This window comes from Thermopolyspora sp. NPDC052614 (assembly GCF_040678635.1).
GTDB lineage: Bacteria > Actinomycetota > Actinomycetes > Streptosporangiales > Streptosporangiaceae > Thermopolyspora.
In genome coordinates, this window is record NZ_JBFATZ010000002.1 from 654,107 (window position 1) to 675,912 (window position 21,806).

The following is a 21,806-nucleotide window of genomic DNA, read 5'->3' on the forward strand; positions in this document are numbered from 1 at the left end:
GATCCTCAGCCCGAGCGGGCGATGTCCCAGCGGACGCCGTCCGGCGGCGGAATTCGCAGGAGGGGCCGTGGATTCAGGAAGCGGGGCCGGCCGTGCGCGCGGCCTCGACGAGGAGCCGTTCGGCGTCGTCGAGGTAGTCGGCGAGCATGCGCTCGGCTAGCTCGGCGTCGCCGGACTCCAGTACGCCGAGCAACTCGCCGTTCCTGCCGACGAAGGGCGCGTGCAGCGCCTTGGCGTCGTTGGCGCGCTGGAACACCAGGCGCAACTCGGCGAAGACCTGACGCATGATCTCGTCGAGGCGACGGCTGCCGCTCAACGTGACGAGCGCGCGGTGGAAGCGCATGTTGGCGGTGCCGACCGCGTGCCAGTCCCCGCGCTCGGCCGACTCCCGGCCGTCGGCGTGCGCCTGGCGCAGATCGTCCAGCACCGCCGGCGGGATGTGCCGGGCGTGGCGCACGGCCGCGCACTCGATCACCCGCCGCAGCTGGTAGATGTCGGCCACCTCGTCGGCGGTCAGGGTGCGTACGAAGACGCCGCGGTTCAGCTCGTGCACCAGCAGCCGCTCGTGCACCAGCAGCCGGAACGCCTCGCGCAACGTATTGCGCGACACCCGCAGCGCGCCGCCGATCGCCTCCTCCGACAGCCGCTGACCTGGGGAGAAGAAACCCTCGGTGATCCTTTCACGCAGGATCTCGGCGACGCGCTCCGCCGTACTGCTGCGACCGAGCAGCGCGCGATCACGCTCCAGATCGGCCAGCGACGGTGTGCTCACGTATCCCCTCCCGACCGTATGACGAAAAGTTATCACACAATAGCCTTGAAGGATCGTTGAACAATCCTTATGTTGACTCGTAATACCACCGCGAGAGGACCCTACGACGGCGAAAAGGATCACGAACCCACGAAAGGAACGCCGATGAGTACATCCCCCAGCCCGGCACCGCCCACCGGTTCCCCCATACGCGTGATCGCCGCCAGCCTGATCGGCACATCCCTGGAGTGGTACGACTTCTTCCTCTACGGATCCGCCGCCGCGCTGGTGTTCAACAAGCTGTTCTTCCCCGACTTCGAGCCGCTCGTCGGCACCCTGCTCGCCTTCGCCACCACCGCCGTGGGATTCGTGGCCCGCCCCCTCGGCGGCGTCGTCTTCGGCCACTTCGGCGACCGCGTCGGCCGCAAGGGCGTGCTCGTGATCACCCTGCTGCTGATGGGCATCGCCACGTTCCTCGTCGGCGTGCTGCCCACCTACGAGGCGATCGGCGTCGCCGCGCCGATCCTGCTGGTCACGCTGCGCTTCCTGCAGGGGATCGGCCTCGGCGGCGAGTGGGGCGGCGCGGTCCTGATGTCGATCGAGCACGGGGGCGCCGATCGACGTGGGCTGAACGCGAGCTGGCCGCAGGTGGGAGTGCCGGCCGGCAACCTGCTCGCCGCCGGGGTCCTCGGCGTGCTCTCCGCGACGATGGCCGAGGAGGCGTTCCTGTCCTGGGGCTGGCGCGTGCCGTTCCTGCTGTCGGGCGCGCTGGTCCTGGTCGGGCTCTGGATCCGGGTGACCATCGCCGAGTCGCCCCTGTTCGCCGAGGTCGAGCAGGCGAACCGGAAAGCACGCGTGCCGATCCTGGAAGTGATCATGACGCATCCGCGCTCGCTGCTGTCGGCGATGGCGGCCCGCATCGGCACCGACGTGGTCTTCTACACCTTCACCCTGTACATCCTGACCTACATCACCGGCACCCTCGGCCTGGACCGCACCGTCGGCCTCAACGCGGTCCTCATCGGCTCGGCCCTGCAGCTCGTGCTGATCCCGCTGTTCGGCGCCCTGTCCGACCGGTACGGCCGACGCCCGGTCTACCTGGCCGGAGCCGTCGGCGCCGGGGTCTGGGTGTTCGTCTTCTTCCCGCTGCTCGACACCCGCTCCACCGCCCTGATCGTCCTCGCGACCGTCGTCGCCCTGCTGTTCCACGCCGCCATGTACGGCCCGCAGGCCGCGTTCATCGCCGAACTGTTCAGCACCCGCCTGCGCTACAGCGGCGCCTCGATGGGCTACCAGGTGGCCGGCATCCTGGGCGGCGCGCTCGCCCCGATCATCGCGCTCTCCCTGCTCGACGCCTTCGGCACCACCCTCGCCATCGGCCTGTACGTGGTCGCCGCCCTCCTGATCACCGTCGCCGGCCTCGCCATTGCACCGGAGACCCGCGACATCGACCTGCACGCCGAGCCCGTCACCGGCCCCTCGGCCGGATCCCCGACCGGACCCGAGACCTCGGCCCGCCACCCCACGGCCTGACCACGCTCACCGTCGAGCCACCCCCTGCCGCTGGCCGGTAGCTGAAGCCACGGGCCGGCCGGCGGCCCCCCGCATCCGTGCCTCCAGCTGAGGCCGGGCCGTCAGGCCGGAGGCCAGCGGGGTCAGGTCATGGTCTTGCCGCCGTTGACGGCCAGCCGCTGCCCGGTGATGAACCGGGCGCCGGGGGAGGCGAGGAACGCGACGGCCTCCGCCACGTCGATGGGCTCGCCCATGTGGCCGAGCAGGACGCCCTCCCGGTAGGCGGTCACGTCGGCTCCGGCGTGCCGTTCGACCGGGATCCAGCCGGGCTCCACGGTGTTGACGGTGATGCCCAGCGGCCCGAGCTCCCTGGCCCAGGAGCGGGTGAGGCCGTGCATGGCGGCCTTGGCCGAGACGTAGTGGCCGAATTCGGCGTTGCCGAGGTCGGTGACCTCGCTGCCGACGTTGATGATGACGCCGGAGCCCGCCGCGCGCATGTCGGGCAGCACGGCCTGCAGGATCAGCAGCGGCGCCTTGACGAAGAAGCGGAGCTGGTCGAGGTGGTCCTGCCAGGTCTGCTTCTCCAGGGGGATCTCGGGCTGCGGGCCCGTCGCGTTGTTCACCACCACGTCGATCGGCCCGGCGTTCCGCCGGATCTCGTCGATGCCCTGGCGTACCGACTCCTCGTCGGTCACGTCGAACTGGGCGACATGGGCGGAATGTCCCCGGGAGGCGATGCGCTCGGCCACGGCGGCGGCCCCCGCGGAGTCGTGGGCGTAGTTCACCACGACGGTCCGGCCGTCCGCCGCCAGCCGTTCGGCGATGACGGCGCCGAGCCCGCGCGAGGCACCGGTGACAAGGGCGCATCCCATCCTTTTCCTCCCATTGGTAGAGATTCGCCCCTAATTGTCCATGCGGCTCCCCGCGCTCACTACCTCCCGCGCTCCCCGTGCCCGGCGCTCACGGCTCGGCCGCGAACTCCGCCCCCGCGCCCGACCCGGCCGCCTCGCCCCCGGCCCGGCGTCGCCGGACGTACCGAACCACCTCCACCACGACCGTCACCCCGATCGCGATGCAGAACCCGAGCAGCAGCCCCCCGAGCGGATCCTGCTCGAACGCCGCCCCGCCCACATAGCCGATCATCGTGGCGTAGCAGCCCCAGGAGGTCGCCGCGATCGCGTCGAAGAACGCGAAACGCCGCCGCGAGTAGCCCACCGCCCCCGCCGTGACCGTGGTGGCCGTGCGCGCGCCCGGAATGTACCGGGCGATCACCAGCACCAGCCCGCCGCGCTCGCGCAGCGCCCGGCCCGCCCAGTCGAACACCGGCCGCGCCCCACGCCGGTCGCGCAGCCGCCCGATCGACGATCTGCCGAGCAGGTACGCCACGTGGTCGCCGGCGAACGCCCCCACGGTCGCGGCGGCGATGACCAGCGGAACGTTCGGCACGCCCGTCGAGGCCGCGAAAACACCGGCCGTGATCACCGCGGTCTCGCTGGGCACCACGGGGAAGAACGCGTCCACCGCCGCCACCAGCGCGATGGCGGCGTACACCCACGGCGAGGTGATCGCCTGTTCCAGAAAGTCGAGAATGGCCTGGGACATGGCTGCACTCCGGTCAGATCGATGACGATGTCGGACCGGGAGGCGCCATCCCGGCGGCTTCACCTCACTGTGCCGCCGCCGGAACCGCCGCGACCATTCGGGATCACCCGGATTCGCCCATGCCCGTGCCCCCGGATCCCCTAGGGGAGACTCAGGAATTCACCCCGACAGGCGGTAGAAACGCCAGAACGGGAAGTCGATCGGCACCAGCTCGAAGCCCGTGAACCCCGCCTCCTCGGCCCAGCGCCGCACGGTCGGGGCGCGCAGGATCGTGCCCGCCGCCTCCACCGGTTTCTCCGCCATCGTCGCGGGCAGGCAGTGCAGCACGCTGAACCCGAACTGCATGCGCTCCAGCAGATCCGCCTCCGGGGTCAGCTCGTCGGCGACGCGCTCGTCCGCGATCAGCACCGAGCCCCCCTCGGCGAGCACCGACCGGGCCGCCCGCAGCGTCCCCACCGGGTCGCCCATGTCGTGCAGCGCCTCGAACACGGTCACCAGGTCGTACGTCTCGCCCTCGCGCGGCGCCGCCGCGTCCCCGACGACGAACGACACCCGGTCGGCCACGCCCTCCTTCGCCGCCGCCTCACGCGCCTCGGCGACCGACTCCTCGTCCAGGTCCACGCCCAGCACCCGCACCCGCGGGTACGCCTGGGCCAGCACGATCGACGAGTTCCCCAGCCCGCAGCCCAGGTCGAGCACCCGCGCCGGCGGGTTGGCCCGCAGCCGCGCGTCCACCTCGGGCATCGCCGGCAGCCAGCTCGCGGTGTACTCGTGCAGGAACGCTGGCCGGTTGAAGTGCGCGATCCCGTGCCGGATGTGCCGCCCGAAGGCGTGGTACGGCACGCCGCCGCCGGTGCGGTAGGCGGCCAGCAGGTCCGGCAGCACCTTCGCGATCCCGGCCAGCATCACGATCCCGGGCGCGGCGTGGAACGGGCTGTCGCCGTCGAGCAGCACCTCGGCGTGGCCCTCGGCCAGGCGGTAACGCCGCTCCTGCGCCGGGGCGGACACCTCGTCGCACAGCAGGTAGCCCGCCGACGTCTGCTGCTCCAGCCACTCCCGGGCGTACCGGCGGGCGATCCCGGCCCGCGCGGCCAGCTCCGTCTCGTTCGCCGACCCGTGCTCGGCGATCGCCGCGTACAGGCCGAGTTCGAGGCCGAGGAACACACTGAACGTCTCAAGCGACGTGGTGAGATCGCTGATCAGCTTGTCCGCGAACGCTTCGCGGGGATCGGTGACGGTCATCTCGCATCTCCTTGCTTCACTCAGCGGGCCGCCGAGACGCCATCTCCACGCGTATCCGGCGAACCCGCGCCAAAGCCGGACCTGTCGCCCGGCGTTCGCGCCGAGCGTCGCAAAGGCCGCCTTCACGCCGCGTACAGCGCGTTGTACGCCTGCCGAAACCGCCCGCACGCGGGGACGACGCGCCGTTCGGCCGCTGTGGTCACCTTCCATCGCCGACCCACGTTCCGGCGGCGGGCCGCGCTCGCCGTGTGCGCCGGGCGCGGTCGGCCTCCCGGCGCGAGGCGCGGGCCGTAGGCATCCGCCGCCGAGGCCGTTCGTGGTGCTCGCCACGAAGAACGCGATCGGTCGGAGGGCGCCCCGCCGGGACCTCCGGCTCCTCCTGCGCGATGGGGTGGTGCACCTTCACGCGGAAGGCCTTCACGGTGCTGACCGACCAGGCACCATCGGTGCCTCTCACACGGCGGCACTCCGCCGAGCACTGGTGCCCTCTCGCGGACGCGAGTGAGACAAGTGAGAGCGGAGCCGTGGAGCACGTGTCGCGAGCGCGCCCCCGCGCAGGCCGCCCTGGTCCGCCGCCCCCGTTGTACGCGTTTTGTACGCCAAGCTCCGCTGCTATGCGCCTATGGGTATTTGTGCGTGGATCGGCGGGCGACCGCGAAGCACAGTCGCCTTGTGGAGCTGGGAATTCTGGGACCCCTGGTCGTCAGCCGCGACGGACGGCCGATCGAGGTGCGCGGCGAGCGCCAGCGCGCGCTGCTCGCCGCGCTGACGCTGCGCGCGGGCACGGTGGTGCCCTTCGACCGGCTGGTGGACGAGGTGTTCGGCGACGAACCGCCCCGCGACGCCCGCAACGCCCTGCAGACCTACATGGCCCGCCTGCGCCAGGCGCTGGGCGCGGACGGCGTGCTCACCCGCCCGCCCGGCTACCTCCTCGACCTGCCGCCCGACGCGGTGGACGCGACGCGCTTCGGCGCTCTGATCGCCCGCGCCGCCGAGCGCGGCGTCGCCGCCGGCGACCGCCTGGCCCTGCTGGAGGAGGCGCTCGGGCTGTGGCGCGGCCCCGCGCTCGCCGAATTCGGCTTCCCGTACGCCCAGGCCGAGGCGGCGCGGCTCACCGAGCTGTGGCTGAGCGCCCGCGAGGAGCGCGCCGCCGCCCTGCTCGACCTCGGCGACACGGCCTCCGCCGCCGCCGACCTGGAGGCGCTCACCGTCGCCGAGCCGTGGCGGGAACGCGCCGTCCTGCTGCTGGTCACCGCGCTCGCGCGGGCGGGCCGTACCCCCGAGGCCCTGGCCGCCTGCGCCCGGCACCGCGACCGCCTGCGCGAGGACCTCGGCCTCGACCCCTCACCCGAGCTGCGCGCGCTGCACCAGCGGGTGCTGCGCGGCGAACTCGCCCAGGCCCCCCTGACCGGCGGCGCCCGGCGCGGGCCGCGCGTCCCCGCCCGGCCCACCTCCTTCATCGGGCGCGACGAGGAATCGCGCATGCTGCGCAAGTCCCTCGCGCAGGAGCGGCTCATCACCCTGGTCGGCCCCGGCGGCGTCGGCAAGACCCGGCTCGCCGAGCACGCCTGCCGGGCCACCTGGTGGGCCGACCTCGCCCCCCTGCCCCCGGGCGCCGACCCCGACGCGGTCGTGCGCGCCGTCGCCGAGGCCGCCGGACTGACGCAGCAGCCCGGCGGCACCATCGCCGACGCCCTGTACGGCTGGGCCGCCGCGGCCGAGGGCACCCTCGTCCTGGACAACTGCGAGCACGTGCTCGCCTCCTCCGCCGCCGTCGCCGAACGCCTGCTGACCACCCGGTCCGCGCTGCGCGTCGTCGCCACCAGCCGGGAACGCCTCGGCCTGCCCGGCGAGCGGGTCATCGACGTGCCGCCGCTGCGCGAGGACCAGGCGGTCGAGCTGTTCCGCGACCGCGTGCCGCTCGCCGGGTACGCCCCGGAGCCGCAGTCCCTGCGTACCATCGAGCTGATCTGCCGCGCCCTCGACCACCTCCCGCTCGCGATCGAGCTGGCCGCCGCCCGCATCGGCACCCTCACCGCCGACGACCTCGCCGCCCGCCTCGACGCCCGCTTCTCCCTGCTGCGCCGCGGCCACGGCGAGGACCGGCACCGCACCCTGGACGCCGTCGTCTGCTGGTCCTTCGACATGCTCGGCCCGGCCGAGCAGCGCCTGTTCCTGCGCCTGTCGGTGTTCGCGTCCGCCTTCGACCTGTCCGCCGCCGAGACCGTCGCCGTCGACGACGCGCCCGACGGCGCAGCGGATCCGTGCCTCGTGCCGCGCGAGCGGGTCGCCGACCTGATGGCGCGGCTCGTCGACCGGTCGATGCTGACCCGGCCCGGCGACGCGGGGGTGGGCCGCTACCGGATGCTGGAGACGCTGCGCGCGTACGCCGCCGCCCGCCTGGCCCCGGAGGAGGCGCGGCGGATCCGGCGGCGGCACGCGGAGATGATGGCCCGTTTCGCCGAGCGCGCCGAGCGGGGCCTGACCGGGCGGGACGAACTCGACTGGGTGCGCGCGATCGACGAGCGCATGGACGACCTGCGCGCCGCCTGGACCTGGGCGCGCGACGCCGCGGACGCCGACCTGATGGTACGGCTCGCCGCCGCCCTCGCCCGATACGGCTACTGGCGGGTGCGTACCGACATCCTCGGCTGGGGGAGCGCCGTCGTCGAGGCCGCCGCCACCGACGCCGCCGTGGCCGGGCACCCGCGGATCGCCCGGGCGTACGCCGCCGCGGCGGGCGCGGCGTACGTCGACGGCCGCCTCGACCGCGCGCTTGAGCTGGCCCGGCGCGGTGTGGAGGCCGGGGGAGGGGACGATTCCCCGCGCGCCGCCACCGCCCTGGAGGCGCTGAGCGACGTGATGCTCGTGCGCGGCGACCTCGACGCCGCCCTCGCGGCGTCGAGCGCCCAGACCCGTCTCGCCGGCGACGATCCGGTCGAGCGCGCCATCGGCATGGGCAACCAGGCGCTGGCGCACTCCTACGCGGGCGACGACGCCGCGGCCCACGCCCTGGCGGTGGCGGCGGCGGACCTGGCGGCCCGGTCGGGAAACCCCACCGCCATCTGCTTCACCCGCTTCACCGAGGGCGAGGTGCTCGCCGACCTGCGGCCCGGCGACGCCGACGCCGCCCTGGTCGAGGCCGAGGACGTCGCCACCCGGGTCGGCAACCCGTTCGTCGCCTGCCTGGCGCTCAGCGCCCGGGTGGCGTTGCGCGGCCGGCACGGGCCGCCCGCACCCGCGACGGAGCTGTTCCGCGAGGCGATCCTGCGGTGGCGGCGGCTCGGCAACCGCACCCTGCTCGTCACCGCCCTGCGCAACCTGGTGCCCCTGCTCGCCCGTACGGCACGCGACCACGAGGCGGCGGCGCTGGCCGCGACCCTGGGCCGGGCCGCGCCCGCGGAGCCGTACGGGGCCGAGGCGGGCCGCATGACGCAGGCCCTCGACGCGGTCCGCGCCCGCCTCACCGAGGCGGAGCTGTCCCGCGCCACCCGCGCCGGGGCGTCCCGCACCCTGGAGGAGGCCGCCGACCACGTCATCGCGCTGCTCGGCGGCACCCGCTCCGCCCCGAGGTGACGGCCCGCGATCACGGCCTGCGATGATGATCCGTGATGACCGCCTGCGATGACGGCTGCGGTCATACCGCAGCCAGTGCGGCGACCACATCGCTTCGCCGGGTCATTGTTCCCAAGGCACCGCAGCGGGGCGCGGATACACGGTGCCGACCGGCGCCATAGGGACGGCGTCCGGTCGGCTGAAGGTTCGCGGACACCCGCACTACGCGGCGGGCGCCAGGGCCTTCGGGGGCGGAGTCTCGGCGTGCAGGCGGCGCAGCACGCGGCGGAAGGCGATGACCGAGAAGGTGACGGCCAGGGTGCTCACCACGGCGACGGCGCTGGTGCGGACCAGCAGGTAGGTGCCGACCGACTCGTGCAGCAGCAGCCAGATGCTCATCGTCGAGTTGACCAGCAGCACGAAGGCCCACAGCAACGTGATCCGCGCGAAGAACCGGCGCACCCGCTCGTGCCGCAGGACGAACGCCGGAAGGTGGATGTAGTCGAGCGTGAGCCGCTCGACCAGCGGGCGGCGCAGCCGTACCGAGGCGAGGAAGGCCATCGCGATGCAGATGGTGCCCAGCTCGGGCTGGATGAAGTAGACGACGTGGCTGCCCGTCCACCAGCCGAACGCGGACCGCGCCGTGATCGCCATCGCGGCGACCAGCATCGTGCCGGGCACCGGCCTGCGCCGGATCAGCCGCCACCCGATGCCCCCGTACACCCACGCCAGCACCGCGACCAGACCGCCGGTCAGCCCCAGCACCGCGAAGGCCGTGTAGAAGACCGCCAGCGGCGCCACCACGCCTTCCAGCAGCCGGGGGGTGGCCTGCTTGATCAGCGCGGTCATCCGAGGAAGGGCGAAGGACGGGTGGCTCATAGTGCTGCTGCTCCAACGAGACGACGGAGGACCGACGCTAAGGCTTCGTCGCCTACCCCGATGCTGGATTATCAAAAGTGGCAAACGCGGCTCACGGGCGACGTGCCTCCGTTACCTTACGACAGAAGACCGTCTACCATCACGGTTTGGCCACAATTGGCAGCGCTAAACGGTAATTATCCACACTCGACGTGGTGAGTGATCAGCCCAGGGTGGCGGTGGCCAGCTTCGCGCCGAACCCCAGGAACAGCGCCCCCACCGTGGACGTCATCCCCGCCGACAGCTTGCGCCGCCGCCGGAACTGCGTCGCCAGGAACGTGCCGCTGAAGATCAGCACGCTCAGGTACGCCACGCTGAAGAACTGGCAGATCGCCCCCAGGATCAGGAACGACAGCGCGGGCGCGCCGTACGCCGGATCCACGAACTGGATGAAGAACGACACGAAGAACAGGATCGCCTTGGGGTTCAGCAGGCTCACCATGAGCGCCTTGCGGAACGGATCCCCGCCCGCCTCCTTCTCGCCGGCGTCGGCGAGCGCTCGCCCGGACGCCTCCGCGGAACCGGCCGCAACCTCCGTCGCCGCCTCGGCCGCGGGCGCCCGCCAGGCCCGCCACGCCGAGCGCAGCATCTGCAGGCCGATCCAGGCCAGGTACGCCGCACCCGCGTACTTGACGATCGCGAACAGGACCGCGTTCGACTTCAGCAGCGAGGCGACCCCCGCCGCCGACAGCACCATCAGCACCGTATCCCCGACGAAGACCCCGGCGGCGGCGCGATACCCCTGCCGCACCCCGTTCCGCGCGGCGGTCGCCAGCACGAACAGGGAGTTGGGCCCCGGCAACAAGATGATCAAGAACGCGCCGATGACGTAGGTCCACAGGTTGTTGATGCCGAAGAACATGCTTCACCGTTTCCGATGGCACAAATGATGACGATGAGGAAACTCCACGTTATCCGTGCCATGTCATCGCTTTCCACTCGGTTTCATCGGCGGACGCGGGTGGCCCGTCCGAGCGCACCCGATCACCTCGCACAGTGGAAGACATCTCGGCGTGTCCGTTGACAGTCCCCCCGCCCGGAATCGAACCGGGAGGCCGGGCTTCGGAGACCCGGCTGCACATCCATTGCCGAGGGGCGTGGAGACGCGGGAGGGAGTCGAACCCTCCTTTGCGGGCTTTGCAGGCCCGCCCCCGCACCGGCGAACCGCGCCAAGACGGCCAGAGACGGCCGCGTGACGGACGGCGGCGCATGGCGATCGTGCGGCCGTCCGCTGTGGACAAAATGGGTGGGCTAGGGGTGGGTGGGCAAGGCAGGAGTCGAACCTGCGACGGCCCCGAAGGGCTCCGGTTTTACAGACCGGTGCGACCATCCGGCAGTCGCCTCTCACCCGGGGTGGATGACGGGACTCGAACCCGCTCGGCATACGCCACCGGAACCACAATCCGGCCCCTCGACCACTTCGGGATCATCCACGGTCGGCCCAGCAGGATTCGAACCCGCGACATCCGGTTTGTAAGACCGGCGCTCTTCCATCTGAGCTATGGGCCGTTCGTCGTGTCGTGGCAGCCCCAGCAGGATTCGAACCCGCACCGGACCCGGTTCCGTAAACCGGCGCTCTCTCCATTGAGCTATGGGGCCTTGGGAGCCGGCACGGCTCCGCACTCGTGACGGGACTCGAACCCGCACCTCTCACCGTGACGGGGTGACGCTCGTCCGATTGAGCTACACGAGCATCCGGGACCGGCGATCTCGTCCCGGGCGAGGAGGTCGAAACGGTGCCACTGCGAACCCGCCTCGTGTTCCGACCGCGCGGGACGCGCCCGCATCCCGCGCGTACTCGGGCGTCAGCGCTACTGCGGGGGCGGGCCGAGCCAGCGGCGGGTCAGGTCGCGGACGGCCTCCAGCCACCGCTCCGGCCGCTCACCCGCGCCGATCGCATCACCCGCGCTGTGCAGGGCGGCGAACAGGATCGTGGCCGTGGTGTGCGGATCGACCTGGCGGAACGCCCCTTCGTCCATGCCGCGGCGCAGTACCCTGGCGCTGGCGTCGATAGCGGCCCGCAGTCCTTCGTTCTCGGACACATGCACGGGACCGGGGTGGAAGAGGGCGGCGTGCAGACCGCCCGGCCGGGCGATCAGCTCGATGACCGCCGCGCACTCGGCGTCGAGGGTGGCCCACCAGTCGGTCGGCTCGGTCGTCTCGGCGATCCGGTCGAAGCGCTCCACGTAGTCGCGCAGCACGCGGTCGCGTACCGCGGCGAGCATGTCGTCCCAGGAGGAGAAGTAGACGTAGAACGTGCCTTTGGCGGCGTCGGCCTCGGCGGTGACGGCCTGGACCCAGTTGGTCACGTCCTTGCCGGACTCCAGAAGCCGGATGGCGGCGTCGATGAGTTCGCCGCGCCTGGCTTCGGGCGAGAGCCGGCGGCGGCTCCTGGAGGTGGCCACCGCCCCAGATTAGTGGACATGCCCGCGCCTTCGCGGGCCCCTGCTCACCTGGTCACTCCCGTGTGCGCGACGAGAAGCTCGCTGACGCCGCGCAGGTTGATGTGCTCCCGGTACGGCGGCTCGGCGGCGAGCACGGGCGACTGCACCCGCCGGGCGAACGCGGCCAGGGCCAGCCGTCCTTCGAGCCTGGCCAGCGGCGCGCCGAGGCAGAAGTGCGACCCGAAGCCGAAGGCGAGGTGCCGGACCTGTGCACGGTCCGGGGCGAACACGCCGGGCTCCGGGTTGGCCTCCGGATCGCGATGGGCCGCGGCCAGCAGCAGGATGACCAGGGCGCCCCTGGGCACCTCCACCGTCCCGACCCGCATGCCCTCCAGCGCGACGCGGGCGGTGAGCTGAACGGGCGGGTCGTAGCGCAGGACCTCCTCCACGACGGCGGGCGCGAGACCGGGATCGGCGCGCAGCGCGGCAAGGTGCTCGGGATGGCGCAGCAGGGCGAGGACGCCGTTGGCGATCAGGTTGACCGTCGTCTCGTGTCCCGCCACCAGCAGCAGCACAATCGTGGAGACCAGTTCGTCGTGCCCGAGTACGTCGCCGCCGTCCTCGGCGGCCAGCAGGTCGGAGATGAGGTCGTCGCCGCGCGGGCTCCTGCGCCGTTCGGCGACCAGCTCGTTGACGTACCGGTGCATCTCGACCATGCCGGGTATCCACGCGGGCTCGCCCTTGTCGGGGTCGGTGAAGCCGTCGACCAGCCGGGTGAGCTCGGACGACCACCGGTGGAACAGCCGCTCGTCGCCCGGTGGGATGCCGAGCATGCGGCAGATGACCGCCACCGGCAACGGGTAGGCGAGCCCGGACAGCACGTCGAACGCCTCGCCCTCCCGCACGCCGTCCAGCAGCTCGTCGACCAGCTTCGCGATGGAGCCCTCCATCCCGGCGACGGCACGGGCCGTGAACGCGCTGCTGACCAGGCGGCGCAGCCGGGTGTGGTCCGGGGGGTCCATGGACAGGAACCAGGGCTGCCTGACCGAGGACGGGGCGTCCGCCGGGTAGGGGTCCGCCGGCCGCTCGTCGTCGAAGTGCCGCCAGCGCTCGGAGCTGAGCCGCGGATCGCGCAGCAATGTCTCGCAGTCGCGGTAACCGGTCACCACCAGCGCGTTGATCTCCTCGACCCAGACCGGGCCACGCGCGCGGAACTCGGCGTAGATCGGGTACGGGTCGGGCCTCGATGCCGGGTCGAGCAATCGGCTCACCAGGTGGAGACCAGAGGCCTCGCTCTCAATCGCCTGGGACATCGGAGGCTCCTTCGGGGGTGCGACGTTTTTGACTTCAGGTCATTAATACTGACCTGCGGTCAATATGTCAACGTCGAGGAGTTGTACGCCCTGCCCTCAGCGACCGAACCGCTCAGCTCCGCCGGGGACCGCCGTGACCGGCGGCGCGCGTATCCCGTACCGGAATCGAACCGGTCGTCTTCAGGGTGAAAACCTGACGTCCTAGCCGCTAGACCAACGGGGCGAAGGTTGTGAAGTAGCTCGTATCGGATTTGAACCGATGTCCTCCTGGGTGAGAACCAGGCGTCCTGGACCTGCCTAGACCAACGAGCCATGTCGTACGGCGTCGTACGGCTCGCCGAGAGCGAGCCGCCGCCGTGGGCCGCCGTGACCGGCGGCGCGCGTACCCCGTACCGGAATCGAACCGGTCGTCTCCAGATCGAGAGGCTGGCGTCCTGCCAATGGACCAACGGGGCTTGGGGCGTGACTGAACCTGCTGTCCGCGGCACCGCCCGCCGTTCGGGCGCACGTTCGGGGCTTTTCATGATCGGTCCTGCCCGGTCGCGACCTGAGCGGAAGGCCCGGGATTCGAACCCGGCCACGGCGTTCCCGCCGCGTACGCCGCTTCCAACGGCGCTCCTCGACCAACCGGACGCCTTCCCGGCGATGTGCCACGTGCCGCCCCCGGGATTCGAACCCGGAACCTCCGCGCCCTGAACGCGGCGCCTCTGCCAGTTGGGCCAGAGCGGCGAGTGGGTGGCGGGACTCGAACCCGCTCTACGACCGTGGCGTGGTCGCGTGCAGCCGGTGACACTTCACCCACGGGGGCCTGGGCGTCGATGCCCAGGCCGCGCGTCCGGCCGGATGGCGTGGGCCGTACGGACGCGAGCGGACCGCGAACCGGGCGGGGGTCGCCACTCCCGCCGCCGAGTACCGGACCTGTTCGACCAGGATGGCTTCCCGCACCTCGCGTACGCCGGACCGCTCGTCGCGTCCCGGCCTCGTCCGGTTCGGCCGCCCTTCCCGGTGCCCTCTTCTTTCAGGGCAGAGCCGCAGCGGGGAGTCGAACCCCGTCCGACTGGGTGGAAGCCAGCCGCCTTACCACTTCGGCTTCTGCGGCGTGTTCAAGGCGTCTCGCGTCCAGGTGGCAGGATTCGAACCTGCGATCTTCTGCTCCCAAGGCAGACGGGCTGACCAAGCTGCCCCACACCCGGTGGATCGCGCGGCCCCGTCGCCGCGCGTGAGACGCCTCGTGGACCAACAGGGAATCGAACCCTGAACTCCTGCTTGCAAGGCAGGCGTGATCCCGTTTCACCATCAGCCCGAGGATGTGCCCGTCGCGGCCGTCCGCAAGGGACGGCCCACGGGCTCTGCCGCCCGCCCGCGGTGGCCGGCGGGCGGGCCCCGCCAGGTAGCGCGAGCGGGTATCCGAGTAGGAAAGGCAGCGTTCCGAAAAGCTCGGAAAATACGTGTCTTCCACTGTGGAGTTGTCAAAACAGCATGCCCGTCGATTCCGCCCGAAGGCGTGAAGGGGCGTTCGCATGGGCGGTAGGATTCGAACCCACATACGCCGGTTTTGGAGACCGGTCGCCGGCCGTTGGCGCACACCCATATCGCGTGGTGAAAGGTGGAAATAATCTCCGGAACGACGAAGCCGCCCGTCGGGTGGTTCCCGGGGCGGCTTCCGTGCGCGGAGTGACTACACGGATGCCACCGGGGGCGCGAGCCCGCCACCACAGCGGACGCGCCGCAGACCGGGCTCGCGTCGCTCGGACGCGTGCCAGGCGGCTTCGTACGCGCGCATCGCCTGCTCCTCGTGGTCGGTCTCGCCGGTTGGTCTTGACATTTCCTAGAGTAGGTTATCCCCGCCGGGATGCCAAGCGATTTTTTCGGTCGATCGCCGGGCCCTGCTCCAGGCACCGGTAAAGCGACTTTCCGTTCGCTCGCCGGCACGAATATGACGGTAACGATGGCCGTGTGCGCCCGCCACTTATTTAGGGCCGGGGTGTTCGACGGTCATGGGGGCCGTACGCGGAATCCTTGAAGGCTGGGAGCGGAGGGTCTCGCGCCCGCCCGGACCGGGAACGTCCGGCGGGCGGCACATCCGGACGGGTCGCCGACGCCGGAAGCGGTCGCCCGGCCGTTCACGGTGAGGGCCCACGGTGAGGCGGCGAGGGCTCGCCGAGGCACAAAATCGTTCAAAGCGGGACGTTTTCCACACCTTCGCGGCGGACATCAGGTCAAGGGTTCCTCTCACGATTGGCAGGCGCGGATGGCAGGAGAACCACGAGAACACGGCCGGAGGGCACTGGTGGTACGAGGCGGCTGGGAGGGGCACGCCCCGGTGGCGGCCACCGAGCTCTTCGTACCCCACCTGGAAAAGCACGGGTTCGAAGTGCACCGGGCGGACTCACCGGCCCCGTACGCGGACGCGGACTTCATGGCCGGCGTCGACCTCGTCGTGCAGTGCTACACGATGGGCACGATCGAGCGGGACGAACTGTCCGGCCTGGAGGCCGCGATCCGCGCCGGCACCGGAATGGCGGGCTGGCACGGCGGCATCGCCGACTCCTTCCGCAACTCCTCCGACTACCTGCACCTGATCGGCGGCCAGTTCGCCTGCCACCCCGGCAAGGATCCGGCCGCGCCGGGCGCGGGCACCCAGGAGCACAACTTCGTCCCGTACACGGTCACCATGCTCCCCGAGGCGGCCGACCACCCCATCACGGCCGGCATCACGGACTTCGACCTCGTCACCGAGCAGTACTGGGTGCTCACCGACGACTACATCGACGTGCTCGCGACCACGACGCAGAAGATCCGACCCTGGGACCCGTGGCACCGGGAGGTCACCTCCCCGGCCATCTGGACCCGCCGCTGGGGAAAGGGGCGGATCTTCGTCACGACCCCCGGGCACAGCCTCGACGTCCTGGAGCACGACAGCGTGCGCACCGTGATCGAAAGGGGCATGCTGTGGGCCGCCCGCTGAACGTCGGCATGGTGGGGTGCGGCGCCATCTCCGCCCAGTACCTGCGCACCATCGAACGCCTGCCGGAGCTGCGGCTGGTGGCCGTCGCCGACCTGGACCCCGGCCGTGCGCGCACGGCCGCACGCTCCCACCCGGAGGCCGAGGCGCTGGGTGTGGACGAGCTGCTCGCCGACCCGCGCGTCGACGCCGTCCTCAACCTCACCGTTCCCGCCGCCCACGCCGAGATCGCGCTGCGGGCGATCGAGGCCGGCAAGAGCGTCTACGGCGAGAAGCCGCTCGCCGCCACCACGACCGAGGCGGCGCGGGTGCTGCGGGAGGCCGAGGACGCCGGGGTACGGCTGGGGTGCGCGCCGGACACGGTGCTGGGCACCGGCACGCAGACGGCGCGCAAGGCGATCGACGACGGCCTCATCGGCAGGCCGATGGCGGCCACCGCGACGATGGTGACGCCGGGGCACGAACGCTGGCACCCCGACCCCGACTTCTACTACCTGCCCGGCGGCGGTCCGCTGTTCGACATGGGCCCCTACCACATCACGGCCCTGGTGACGCTGCTCGGCCCGGTGGCGACGGTCTTCGGCGCCGCCGCCCGCGGCAGGGACCGGCGTACCATCGCGTCCGGTCCGCGCAAGGGCGAGCAGATCCCGGTGATGGTCGAGACCCACGTCACCGGAGTCCTCGTGCACGCCTCGGGGGCGCTGTCCACGCTGGTGATGAGCTTCGAGGGCGAGGCGACCAGGGCGCCGAGCATCGAGGTGCACGGCGACGAGGGGTCGCTCGCCGTACCGGATCCGAACCGGTTCGACGGGCCCGTCCGCCTGGCGGCGGCGGGGGAGCGGGAGTGGCGGGACCTGCCCGTGACGGCGGGCTACACCGAGGCCGGGCGGGGTGTGGGCCTCGCCGACCTCGCGGCGACGCCGGAGGGAGAGGAGCCCCGGGCGGGCGGCGTCCTCGCGTTCCATGTGCTCGACGTCATGGAGTCGCTGCTCGCCTCGGCGCACACCGGCAAGGCGGTCACCGTCTCCGCCGCGTGCGAACGGCCCCGCCCCGTGCCGCTGCGGGACACGCCGTCCGCCGAGCGGGCCTGACGGCAGCCGACCGCGTCATGCCGTGGGAAACCCCGCCCTGGACGAATCAGATCATCGGCGTTTCGCGTTCGCCGCGCGGGGAGCCGGCGTAGGTGACGTCGTCCTCGTCCACCTCGACCCGCTCCTTGCGGACCTCGCCGCGCACCGTCTCCTCGACCGGAACCTGCTTGACGCGGACGCGAATGCGCTCCACCGGATACGCCTCGGCGGTGACGACCGGCCGCTCCTCGCGCAGGATGATCTCCTGCTCGTCCTCGCCGATCTCGCGGACCTCGTCGAGGGCGGGGTCGGTGATCTTCTCGCGCTCGACGACGATCTCCTCGCGGATGAGCTGGATCGTGCCCTCGGACTCCTCGGTCTCGACGTACCGCCGGACGCGGACCCGCCCGGCCTCCCGGCACTCCTTGGTGATGCGCAGCCGCTCCTCGAAGCGGGTGATCGTCAACTCGCCCTGGGCGTCGCCGCTCGGCCGGGCGTCGCTCAGGGCCGGATCGTAGCCGAGCGCCGGGTCGTACCCCAGCGCGGGATCATAGCGGAGCGCCGGATCGTGCCCGGCCGTCGTCGCGTCGTAGCCGGGCGTGGGTTCGTAAACCTCCAGGTCGGGCACCACATGGCCGGTTCCCCGCGGGCGGCCGAGCCCGGCGAGCGGGTGGCGCGCGTCAGCCGTACCCGGCAGTCCGGGCAGGCCCTCGCCGCGCACCGCGTCCAGCGCGTCGCCCCGCCGCCGCGGCGGCGCAGCGGCGGGCACCCGGGGCTGCCCGAGGCCGTAGTGCCGGTAGAGCTGGGACTCCTCCTCGATCGACAGGTGCTGGCCGACGTCGAGGTGTGGCGCGTCCTTCACCAGGTTCTTGTCGTACGGCACGTGCAGTTCCTCGCCGACGTGCCGGGCGTTGCGCAGGGGGACGAAGCTCTCCCGCATGCCGAACAGCCCGGTGCGCACGGTCACCCACTCGGGTTGCCTCGACGCGTCGTTCAGGTAGACCTGACCGACCTTTCCTATCTCTTCCCCGTTTATACCTATGATCTTGCACCCGATGAGTTGTTTGACCTGAGTCTCCGTGGCCATGACCACTGCCCCCCGTAAAGTCCGCCGCGCAGGCCCGCTTGCGGGCCGACCGGTATCAGCAGTGCGTGATCACACACATACCCTTTGTAATACCAGTGAATCGCTGGGAAATCAGCCACCACGCCCTTGGGATTACGCGCGTGTCATCTCACCGCTCATCTCGCCGCTCATCTCGCCGCTCATCTCACCGCCGACCGGCGCCGGGGCGGGGCGTCCCTGTGAATCCGGGCGTCGAGTGGCTGAGCGCTCCCGAGATCCGGCAGGCTAGTGGGGCCATGGACTACGCAATTCCCACGGGGATCCTCCTCGTCACCGGTGTCGTGCTCGCCCTCGTCGCGCAGAGAAAGGGGTGGAACCCCTCCTGGGTGGTGATCCTGGGCGTCGGCATCGGCCTGCGTGTGCTGGTCATGGCCATGTCGGCCCTCGACACCTGGCAACCGGTCGACTTCGTGCAGAGTTTCCAACCGGCCGGCGAGGCGGTGCTCGCCCGGCGCGATCCGGTGCTTGAAGGCAATCACGGCTGGCACTTCCTGCCGACGATCCCCTACGTGTACGCGCTGCTGCTGTGGACCGGCATCCCGTGGGAGTGGGCCGGTCGGCTGGTCACCGTGGTCTGCGATGTCATCCTGATCCCGCTGGTGGGCAAGCTCGCCGGCGGCGAGAAGGCCTCGCTGCGCGCCTTCCAGTACGCCTGCAACCCGCTGGCCGTCCTCGTCGCCTCCGTGCACGGGCAGGTCGAGCCGGTCTCGCTGGTGTTCGGGGTGGCGGCGTTCGTCGTGGCCCGCAACGCCCGCACCGAGCGGCCCGTGCGCAACGCCATCCTCGCCGGGCTGCTCATGGGCCTGGCGCTGTGCGCCAAGAGCTGGCCGATCTGGCTGGTGCCCGGCATGCTCCTGTTCCTGCCCACCCTGCCCACCTCGCCCGGCCCGCGCGTCGGCTCGCCCACGCTCCTCGGCCGCGCGTACGCGTACGCCTACGCGTCCCGGGCCCGCGCGTACGCGCTCGTCGCCACCGGCGTGGCGCCGATCTTCTTCCTGGTGACGTTGCCGATCGGCGCGGGCACGGCGTTGTCGGAGATCCCCGAGGTGATCAGGATCATCGGCGACGTGCGCCCGATCGTCGGCGAGTGGGGCTGGACCGCCATCGCCGTCGACGGCCAGTGGACGCTCGACGCCGGACTGGCCCGCATCGGCCAGTACCTGATCTACGGCACGCTTCTCGTGGTCCTGTTCCTGTGGCGCAAGGCCGATCCGATCGACCTCACCACCGCGCTGCTGCTGGCGTTCATGGTCGTGACGCCCCGCCTCGGCGCGCAGTACCTGCTGTGGTTCATGCCGTTCCTCGTCGCCCGGCCCACGAGGTTCGCCTGGCCGGCGATCATCGGCTGCTCGTTGTGGGCGGGAGCGGGCTACCTATATCTGACGCAGTACATCGGCGCGGACTGGGCGGCCCTGCACTCGCCATGGGCGAAGAGCTCGATCATCCTGCTGCCCATCCTGGCGGCGGCCCTGCCGTGGGAGCGCATGCGCGCCGGCTCCCGGGCGTGGGAGGAGCGGACACGCCGCGACGACGGCAAAGACCTGGCGGAGCCGGACGCCGTCAGCGAGCCGAGACCTGCCTGAGCCCGCGTCGCCGCGGTCGTCCACGCCCGGGGCGACGGGGTCGCCCGGCGCCAGGACGACCGCCGTGAACAAGGTCGTCCGTGAACGCGGGTCCCCGGATCACAAGGTTTTCGCACCGATGATCAGTCCGGCCGTTTCGCCTCTGGATGACGTTCCGCCTCTAGAGGAGAAGACGTGCCGCTCGCGCCGCGATCGGCGGACGGCGAAGGCGTCGCTTCCGAACGGTCGGCTCGCGCCTCCGGCGTGACGGGAGGCCCGGCGACCTCGGCGGGCGATTCGCCGGAGATCAGGGCTCCGGCCCATAGCGCCGCCGGATCGCTGTCCACCAGCAGCGCGCGGGTGAACAGGCTGAGCGGAATGGCCAGGAGCGCCCCCAGCGGGCCGAGCACGAAGGTCCACAGGATGAGCGACAGGAACGTCACCGTCGTGGAGAGCCCCACGGCGTCGCCGAGGAACTTGGGCTGAATGAAGGACTGGATGACCACGTTGATCGCCATGTAGGCGACGATCGCGAGGATCATCGTCCGCGGCCCGCCTTCCAGGAGTCCCAGCAGCGCCGGAGGCACCAGCCCGATGATGAAGCCGATGTTGGGGATGTAGTTCGTGATCAGTGCGAGAACGCCCCACAACAGCGGCAGGGGCACACCGAGCAGATACAGCGCGCCGATGTCCAAAACCGCGCAGATGATGCCGAAGATCGTCGAGACGATCAAGTACCGCCGGACCCTGTAAGTGAAGTTCGTGAGCGCCTCGATCAGGCGAGGCCGATTGCCTCCGAGGCCGGCGAGGGCCCGGGCGAACACCGGAGCGTCCAGGCTCATCGCCAGCAGCAGCACCACGATGAGGAACAGACTCGACAGCACCCCGAGCAGACCGGACAGGAACTGCTGGGCGAGTTGCAGCAACTGTCCCGGGTCCAGCGACTCCAGAGCCCGATTGATCTCCGCATTGCCATACCCCAGCCGCGTCGCCAACGCCTGCGCGTCGGCGACGAGCCGGTCGAGCTGGTCGGAGTACGTCGGGATGAGGGCGGCCAGCTGCGCCACCGACACCGTGAGCACCGCCACCATGCCCAGCAGGAACACGATGACCAGGGCGAGGGGAACCGCGACGATCACCCAGGTCGGGGCCCGCCGCCGGGTGAGCCATTCGCGCACCGGGGACACGGCGATCACCAGGACCAGCGCCAGCACGACGGGGCCCACGATGGAAGAGGTCTCGCGAACGCCCGCGAGCACCACGATCGCCGCCGCCACGCCCACAAGGACCGACAGGGCACGGGGTATCCGCTGCTCAGTCACGGGTCCTCTCCTACCCCCACGGTGATCGATCCCTCAGATGCGCGGGAGACGCGTCTCGATCGTTACCTGGATTGGCGAGAGCCCATCCGGGGAACTGATATTGTTTTGGACGTCGGCAGGGACCGGCGCGAATCCCACCACCTGGATCAAGATCCAAGTTGGGACGACGCTGGTCGGGTCCGGCCAACCTCTTGAACGATCCCGATTCGTTGATCGATTCGCATTTCGGTCACGAGCGGGGTATGTTTAGAGGTTGCCTACCAAGGAGGTAGGTCTGATTCTTCCGGATCTTGGCTGGTTTGTGGCAGGTGTCCCGGTTGGGGTGGTTTGCCCCGGACTGGACAGGTCTGGTAGAGTCGAACCGCTGAGGTGCGCCCCAGGTGCCAGGGCCGGTTGGTGCTGGTGGTCTGGTGTACGCGTCCGTTTCTTGAGAACTCAACAGTGTGCTAAAAGCCAGTGCATGATGAATTAACCCCGTCATGCC

The 21,806-nt window shown here is 71.1% G+C and carries 16 protein-coding genes and 15 tRNA genes; 5 read left to right on the forward strand and 26 right to left on the reverse strand.

The features are described 5' to 3' along the window. Positions 1–73: 73 nt before the first annotated feature. Positions 74–772 (reverse strand): GntR family transcriptional regulator, encoded by a 699-nt coding sequence (locus AB0K60_RS06420; protein WP_364049231.1) that lies wholly within the window; start codon positions 770–772, stop codon positions 74–76. A gap of 144 nt (positions 773–916) precedes the next feature. On the opposite strand from AB0K60_RS06420, the gene AB0K60_RS06425 reads away from it, so the two are divergent. Beyond that, positions 917–2,284 (forward strand): MFS transporter, encoded by a 1,368-nt coding sequence (locus tag AB0K60_RS06425; protein ID WP_364049233.1) that lies wholly within the window; start codon positions 917–919, stop codon positions 2,282–2,284. A gap of 122 nt (positions 2,285–2,406) precedes the next feature. Here the strand turns inward: AB0K60_RS06425 and AB0K60_RS06430 are convergent, their stop codons facing one another. The 3 genes from AB0K60_RS06430 to AB0K60_RS06440 form a co-directional block, all read right to left on the reverse strand. After that, a complete protein-coding gene (locus AB0K60_RS06430; RefSeq protein WP_364049235.1) occupies positions 2,407–3,135 on the reverse strand; it encodes an SDR family oxidoreductase in 729 nt (242 codons plus the stop codon). 88 nt (positions 3,136–3,223) lie between these two features. Beyond that, positions 3,224–3,865: a DedA family protein gene (locus AB0K60_RS06435; RefSeq protein ID WP_364049237.1), complete on the reverse strand. Its 642-nt coding sequence runs from the start codon at positions 3,863–3,865 to the stop codon at positions 3,224–3,226. Between the two features lie 159 nt (positions 3,866–4,024). Continuing rightward, the gene (locus AB0K60_RS06440; RefSeq protein ID WP_364049239.1) at positions 4,025–5,107 is read right to left on the reverse strand and encodes a methyltransferase domain-containing protein; all 1,083 of its coding nucleotides are present in this window, start codon (positions 5,105–5,107) and stop codon (positions 4,025–4,027) included. Positions 5,108–5,779: 672 nt separating this feature from the next. Between AB0K60_RS06440 and AB0K60_RS06445 the strand changes: the two genes are divergently transcribed. Beyond that, positions 5,780–8,683: a BTAD domain-containing putative transcriptional regulator gene (locus AB0K60_RS06445; protein WP_364049241.1), complete on the forward strand. Its 2,904-nt coding sequence runs from the start codon at positions 5,780–5,782 to the stop codon at positions 8,681–8,683. Positions 8,684–8,884: 201 nt separating this feature from the next. Here AB0K60_RS06445 and AB0K60_RS06450 read toward each other — a convergent pair whose 3' ends face one another. The 20 genes from AB0K60_RS06450 to AB0K60_RS06545 all read right to left on the reverse strand — a co-directional run bounded on the left by AB0K60_RS06450 (position 8,885) and on the right by AB0K60_RS06545 (position 15,102). Next, on the reverse strand, positions 8,885–9,541 hold the full coding sequence (locus AB0K60_RS06450; protein WP_364049243.1) for a VC0807 family protein: 657 nt from the start codon (positions 9,539–9,541) through the stop codon (positions 8,885–8,887). 202 nt (positions 9,542–9,743) lie between these two features. Beyond that, positions 9,744–10,442, reverse strand: coding sequence for a leucine efflux protein LeuE (gene leuE, locus AB0K60_RS06455; RefSeq protein WP_364049245.1), 699 nt, complete (start codon positions 10,440–10,442; stop codon positions 9,744–9,746). A 236-nt stretch (positions 10,443–10,678) separates the two neighbouring features. Beyond that, a tRNA-Cys gene (locus AB0K60_RS06460) sits at positions 10,679–10,751 on the reverse strand. Positions 10,752–10,842: 91 nt separating this feature from the next. Beyond that, positions 10,843–10,930: transfer RNA gene (locus AB0K60_RS06465), tRNA-Tyr, on the reverse strand. A gap of 2 nt (positions 10,931–10,932) precedes the next feature. Beyond that, positions 10,933–11,014 (reverse strand) — tRNA-His (locus AB0K60_RS06470). Between the two features lie 2 nt (positions 11,015–11,016). Beyond that, positions 11,017–11,089 (reverse strand) — tRNA-Val (locus AB0K60_RS06475). Between the two features lie 12 nt (positions 11,090–11,101). Beyond that, positions 11,102–11,179 (reverse strand) — tRNA-Arg (locus AB0K60_RS06480). A 21-nt stretch (positions 11,180–11,200) separates the two neighbouring features. Further along, positions 11,201–11,273: transfer RNA gene (locus tag AB0K60_RS06485), tRNA-Asp, on the reverse strand. Between the two features lie 118 nt (positions 11,274–11,391). Then, positions 11,392–11,985, reverse strand: coding sequence for a TetR/AcrR family transcriptional regulator (locus AB0K60_RS06490; RefSeq protein WP_364049247.1), 594 nt, complete (start codon positions 11,983–11,985; stop codon positions 11,392–11,394). Between the two features lie 44 nt (positions 11,986–12,029). Further along, positions 12,030–13,277, reverse strand: a complete 1,248-nt coding sequence (locus AB0K60_RS06495) for a cytochrome P450 (RefSeq protein WP_364049249.1) — start codon at positions 13,275–13,277, stop codon at positions 12,030–12,032. Between the two features lie 150 nt (positions 13,278–13,427). Continuing rightward, positions 13,428–13,500: transfer RNA gene (locus AB0K60_RS06500), tRNA-Glu, on the reverse strand. Between the two features lie 13 nt (positions 13,501–13,513). Beyond that, positions 13,514–13,589 (reverse strand) — tRNA-Glu (locus tag AB0K60_RS06505). A gap of 71 nt (positions 13,590–13,660) precedes the next feature. Then, a tRNA-Glu gene (locus tag AB0K60_RS06510) sits at positions 13,661–13,732 on the reverse strand. A 97-nt stretch (positions 13,733–13,829) separates the two neighbouring features. Beyond that, positions 13,830–13,917, reverse strand: a tRNA-Ser gene (locus AB0K60_RS06515). A gap of 15 nt (positions 13,918–13,932) precedes the next feature. After that, positions 13,933–14,006, reverse strand: a tRNA-Leu gene (locus AB0K60_RS06520). 298 nt (positions 14,007–14,304) lie between these two features. After that, positions 14,305–14,376 (reverse strand) — tRNA-Gly (locus tag AB0K60_RS06525). Between the two features lie 19 nt (positions 14,377–14,395). After that, positions 14,396–14,470, reverse strand: a tRNA-Pro gene (locus tag AB0K60_RS06530). A 39-nt stretch (positions 14,471–14,509) separates the two neighbouring features. Next, a tRNA-Ala gene (locus AB0K60_RS06535) sits at positions 14,510–14,580 on the reverse strand. A 216-nt stretch (positions 14,581–14,796) separates the two neighbouring features. After that, positions 14,797–14,868: transfer RNA gene (locus AB0K60_RS06540), tRNA-Trp, on the reverse strand. 87 nt (positions 14,869–14,955) lie between these two features. Continuing rightward, on the reverse strand, positions 14,956–15,102 hold the full coding sequence (locus AB0K60_RS06545) for a hypothetical protein (RefSeq protein WP_364049251.1): 147 nt from the start codon (positions 15,100–15,102) through the stop codon (positions 14,956–14,958). Between the two features lie 465 nt (positions 15,103–15,567). Here AB0K60_RS06545 and AB0K60_RS06550 point away from each other — a divergent pair, with 465 nt between their 5' ends. Next, the gene (locus AB0K60_RS06550) at positions 15,568–16,245 is read left to right on the forward strand and encodes a ThuA domain-containing protein (RefSeq protein ID WP_364049253.1); all 678 of its coding nucleotides are present in this window, start codon (positions 15,568–15,570) and stop codon (positions 16,243–16,245) included. Further along, entirely contained in the window at positions 16,230–17,333 is a 1,104-nt protein-coding gene (locus AB0K60_RS06555) for a Gfo/Idh/MocA family oxidoreductase (RefSeq protein WP_364049255.1), read from the forward strand. The genes AB0K60_RS06550 and AB0K60_RS06555 overlap by 16 nt, the downstream gene beginning before the upstream one ends. A gap of 46 nt (positions 17,334–17,379) precedes the next feature. On the opposite strand, the gene AB0K60_RS06560 is transcribed toward AB0K60_RS06555, so the two are convergent. Then, positions 17,380–18,399: a PRC and DUF2382 domain-containing protein gene (locus tag AB0K60_RS06560; protein ID WP_364049257.1), complete on the reverse strand. Its 1,020-nt coding sequence runs from the start codon at positions 18,397–18,399 to the stop codon at positions 17,380–17,382. A gap of 275 nt (positions 18,400–18,674) precedes the next feature. Here AB0K60_RS06560 and AB0K60_RS06565 point away from each other — a divergent pair, with 275 nt between their 5' ends. Then, positions 18,675–20,021: a hypothetical protein gene (locus AB0K60_RS06565; protein WP_364049259.1), complete on the forward strand. Its 1,347-nt coding sequence runs from the start codon at positions 18,675–18,677 to the stop codon at positions 20,019–20,021. A gap of 122 nt (positions 20,022–20,143) precedes the next feature. Here AB0K60_RS06565 and AB0K60_RS06570 read toward each other — a convergent pair whose 3' ends face one another. Further along, positions 20,144–21,322, reverse strand: coding sequence for an AI-2E family transporter (locus AB0K60_RS06570; protein WP_364049261.1), 1,179 nt, complete (start codon positions 21,320–21,322; stop codon positions 20,144–20,146). Positions 21,323–21,806: the final 484 nt, after the last annotated feature.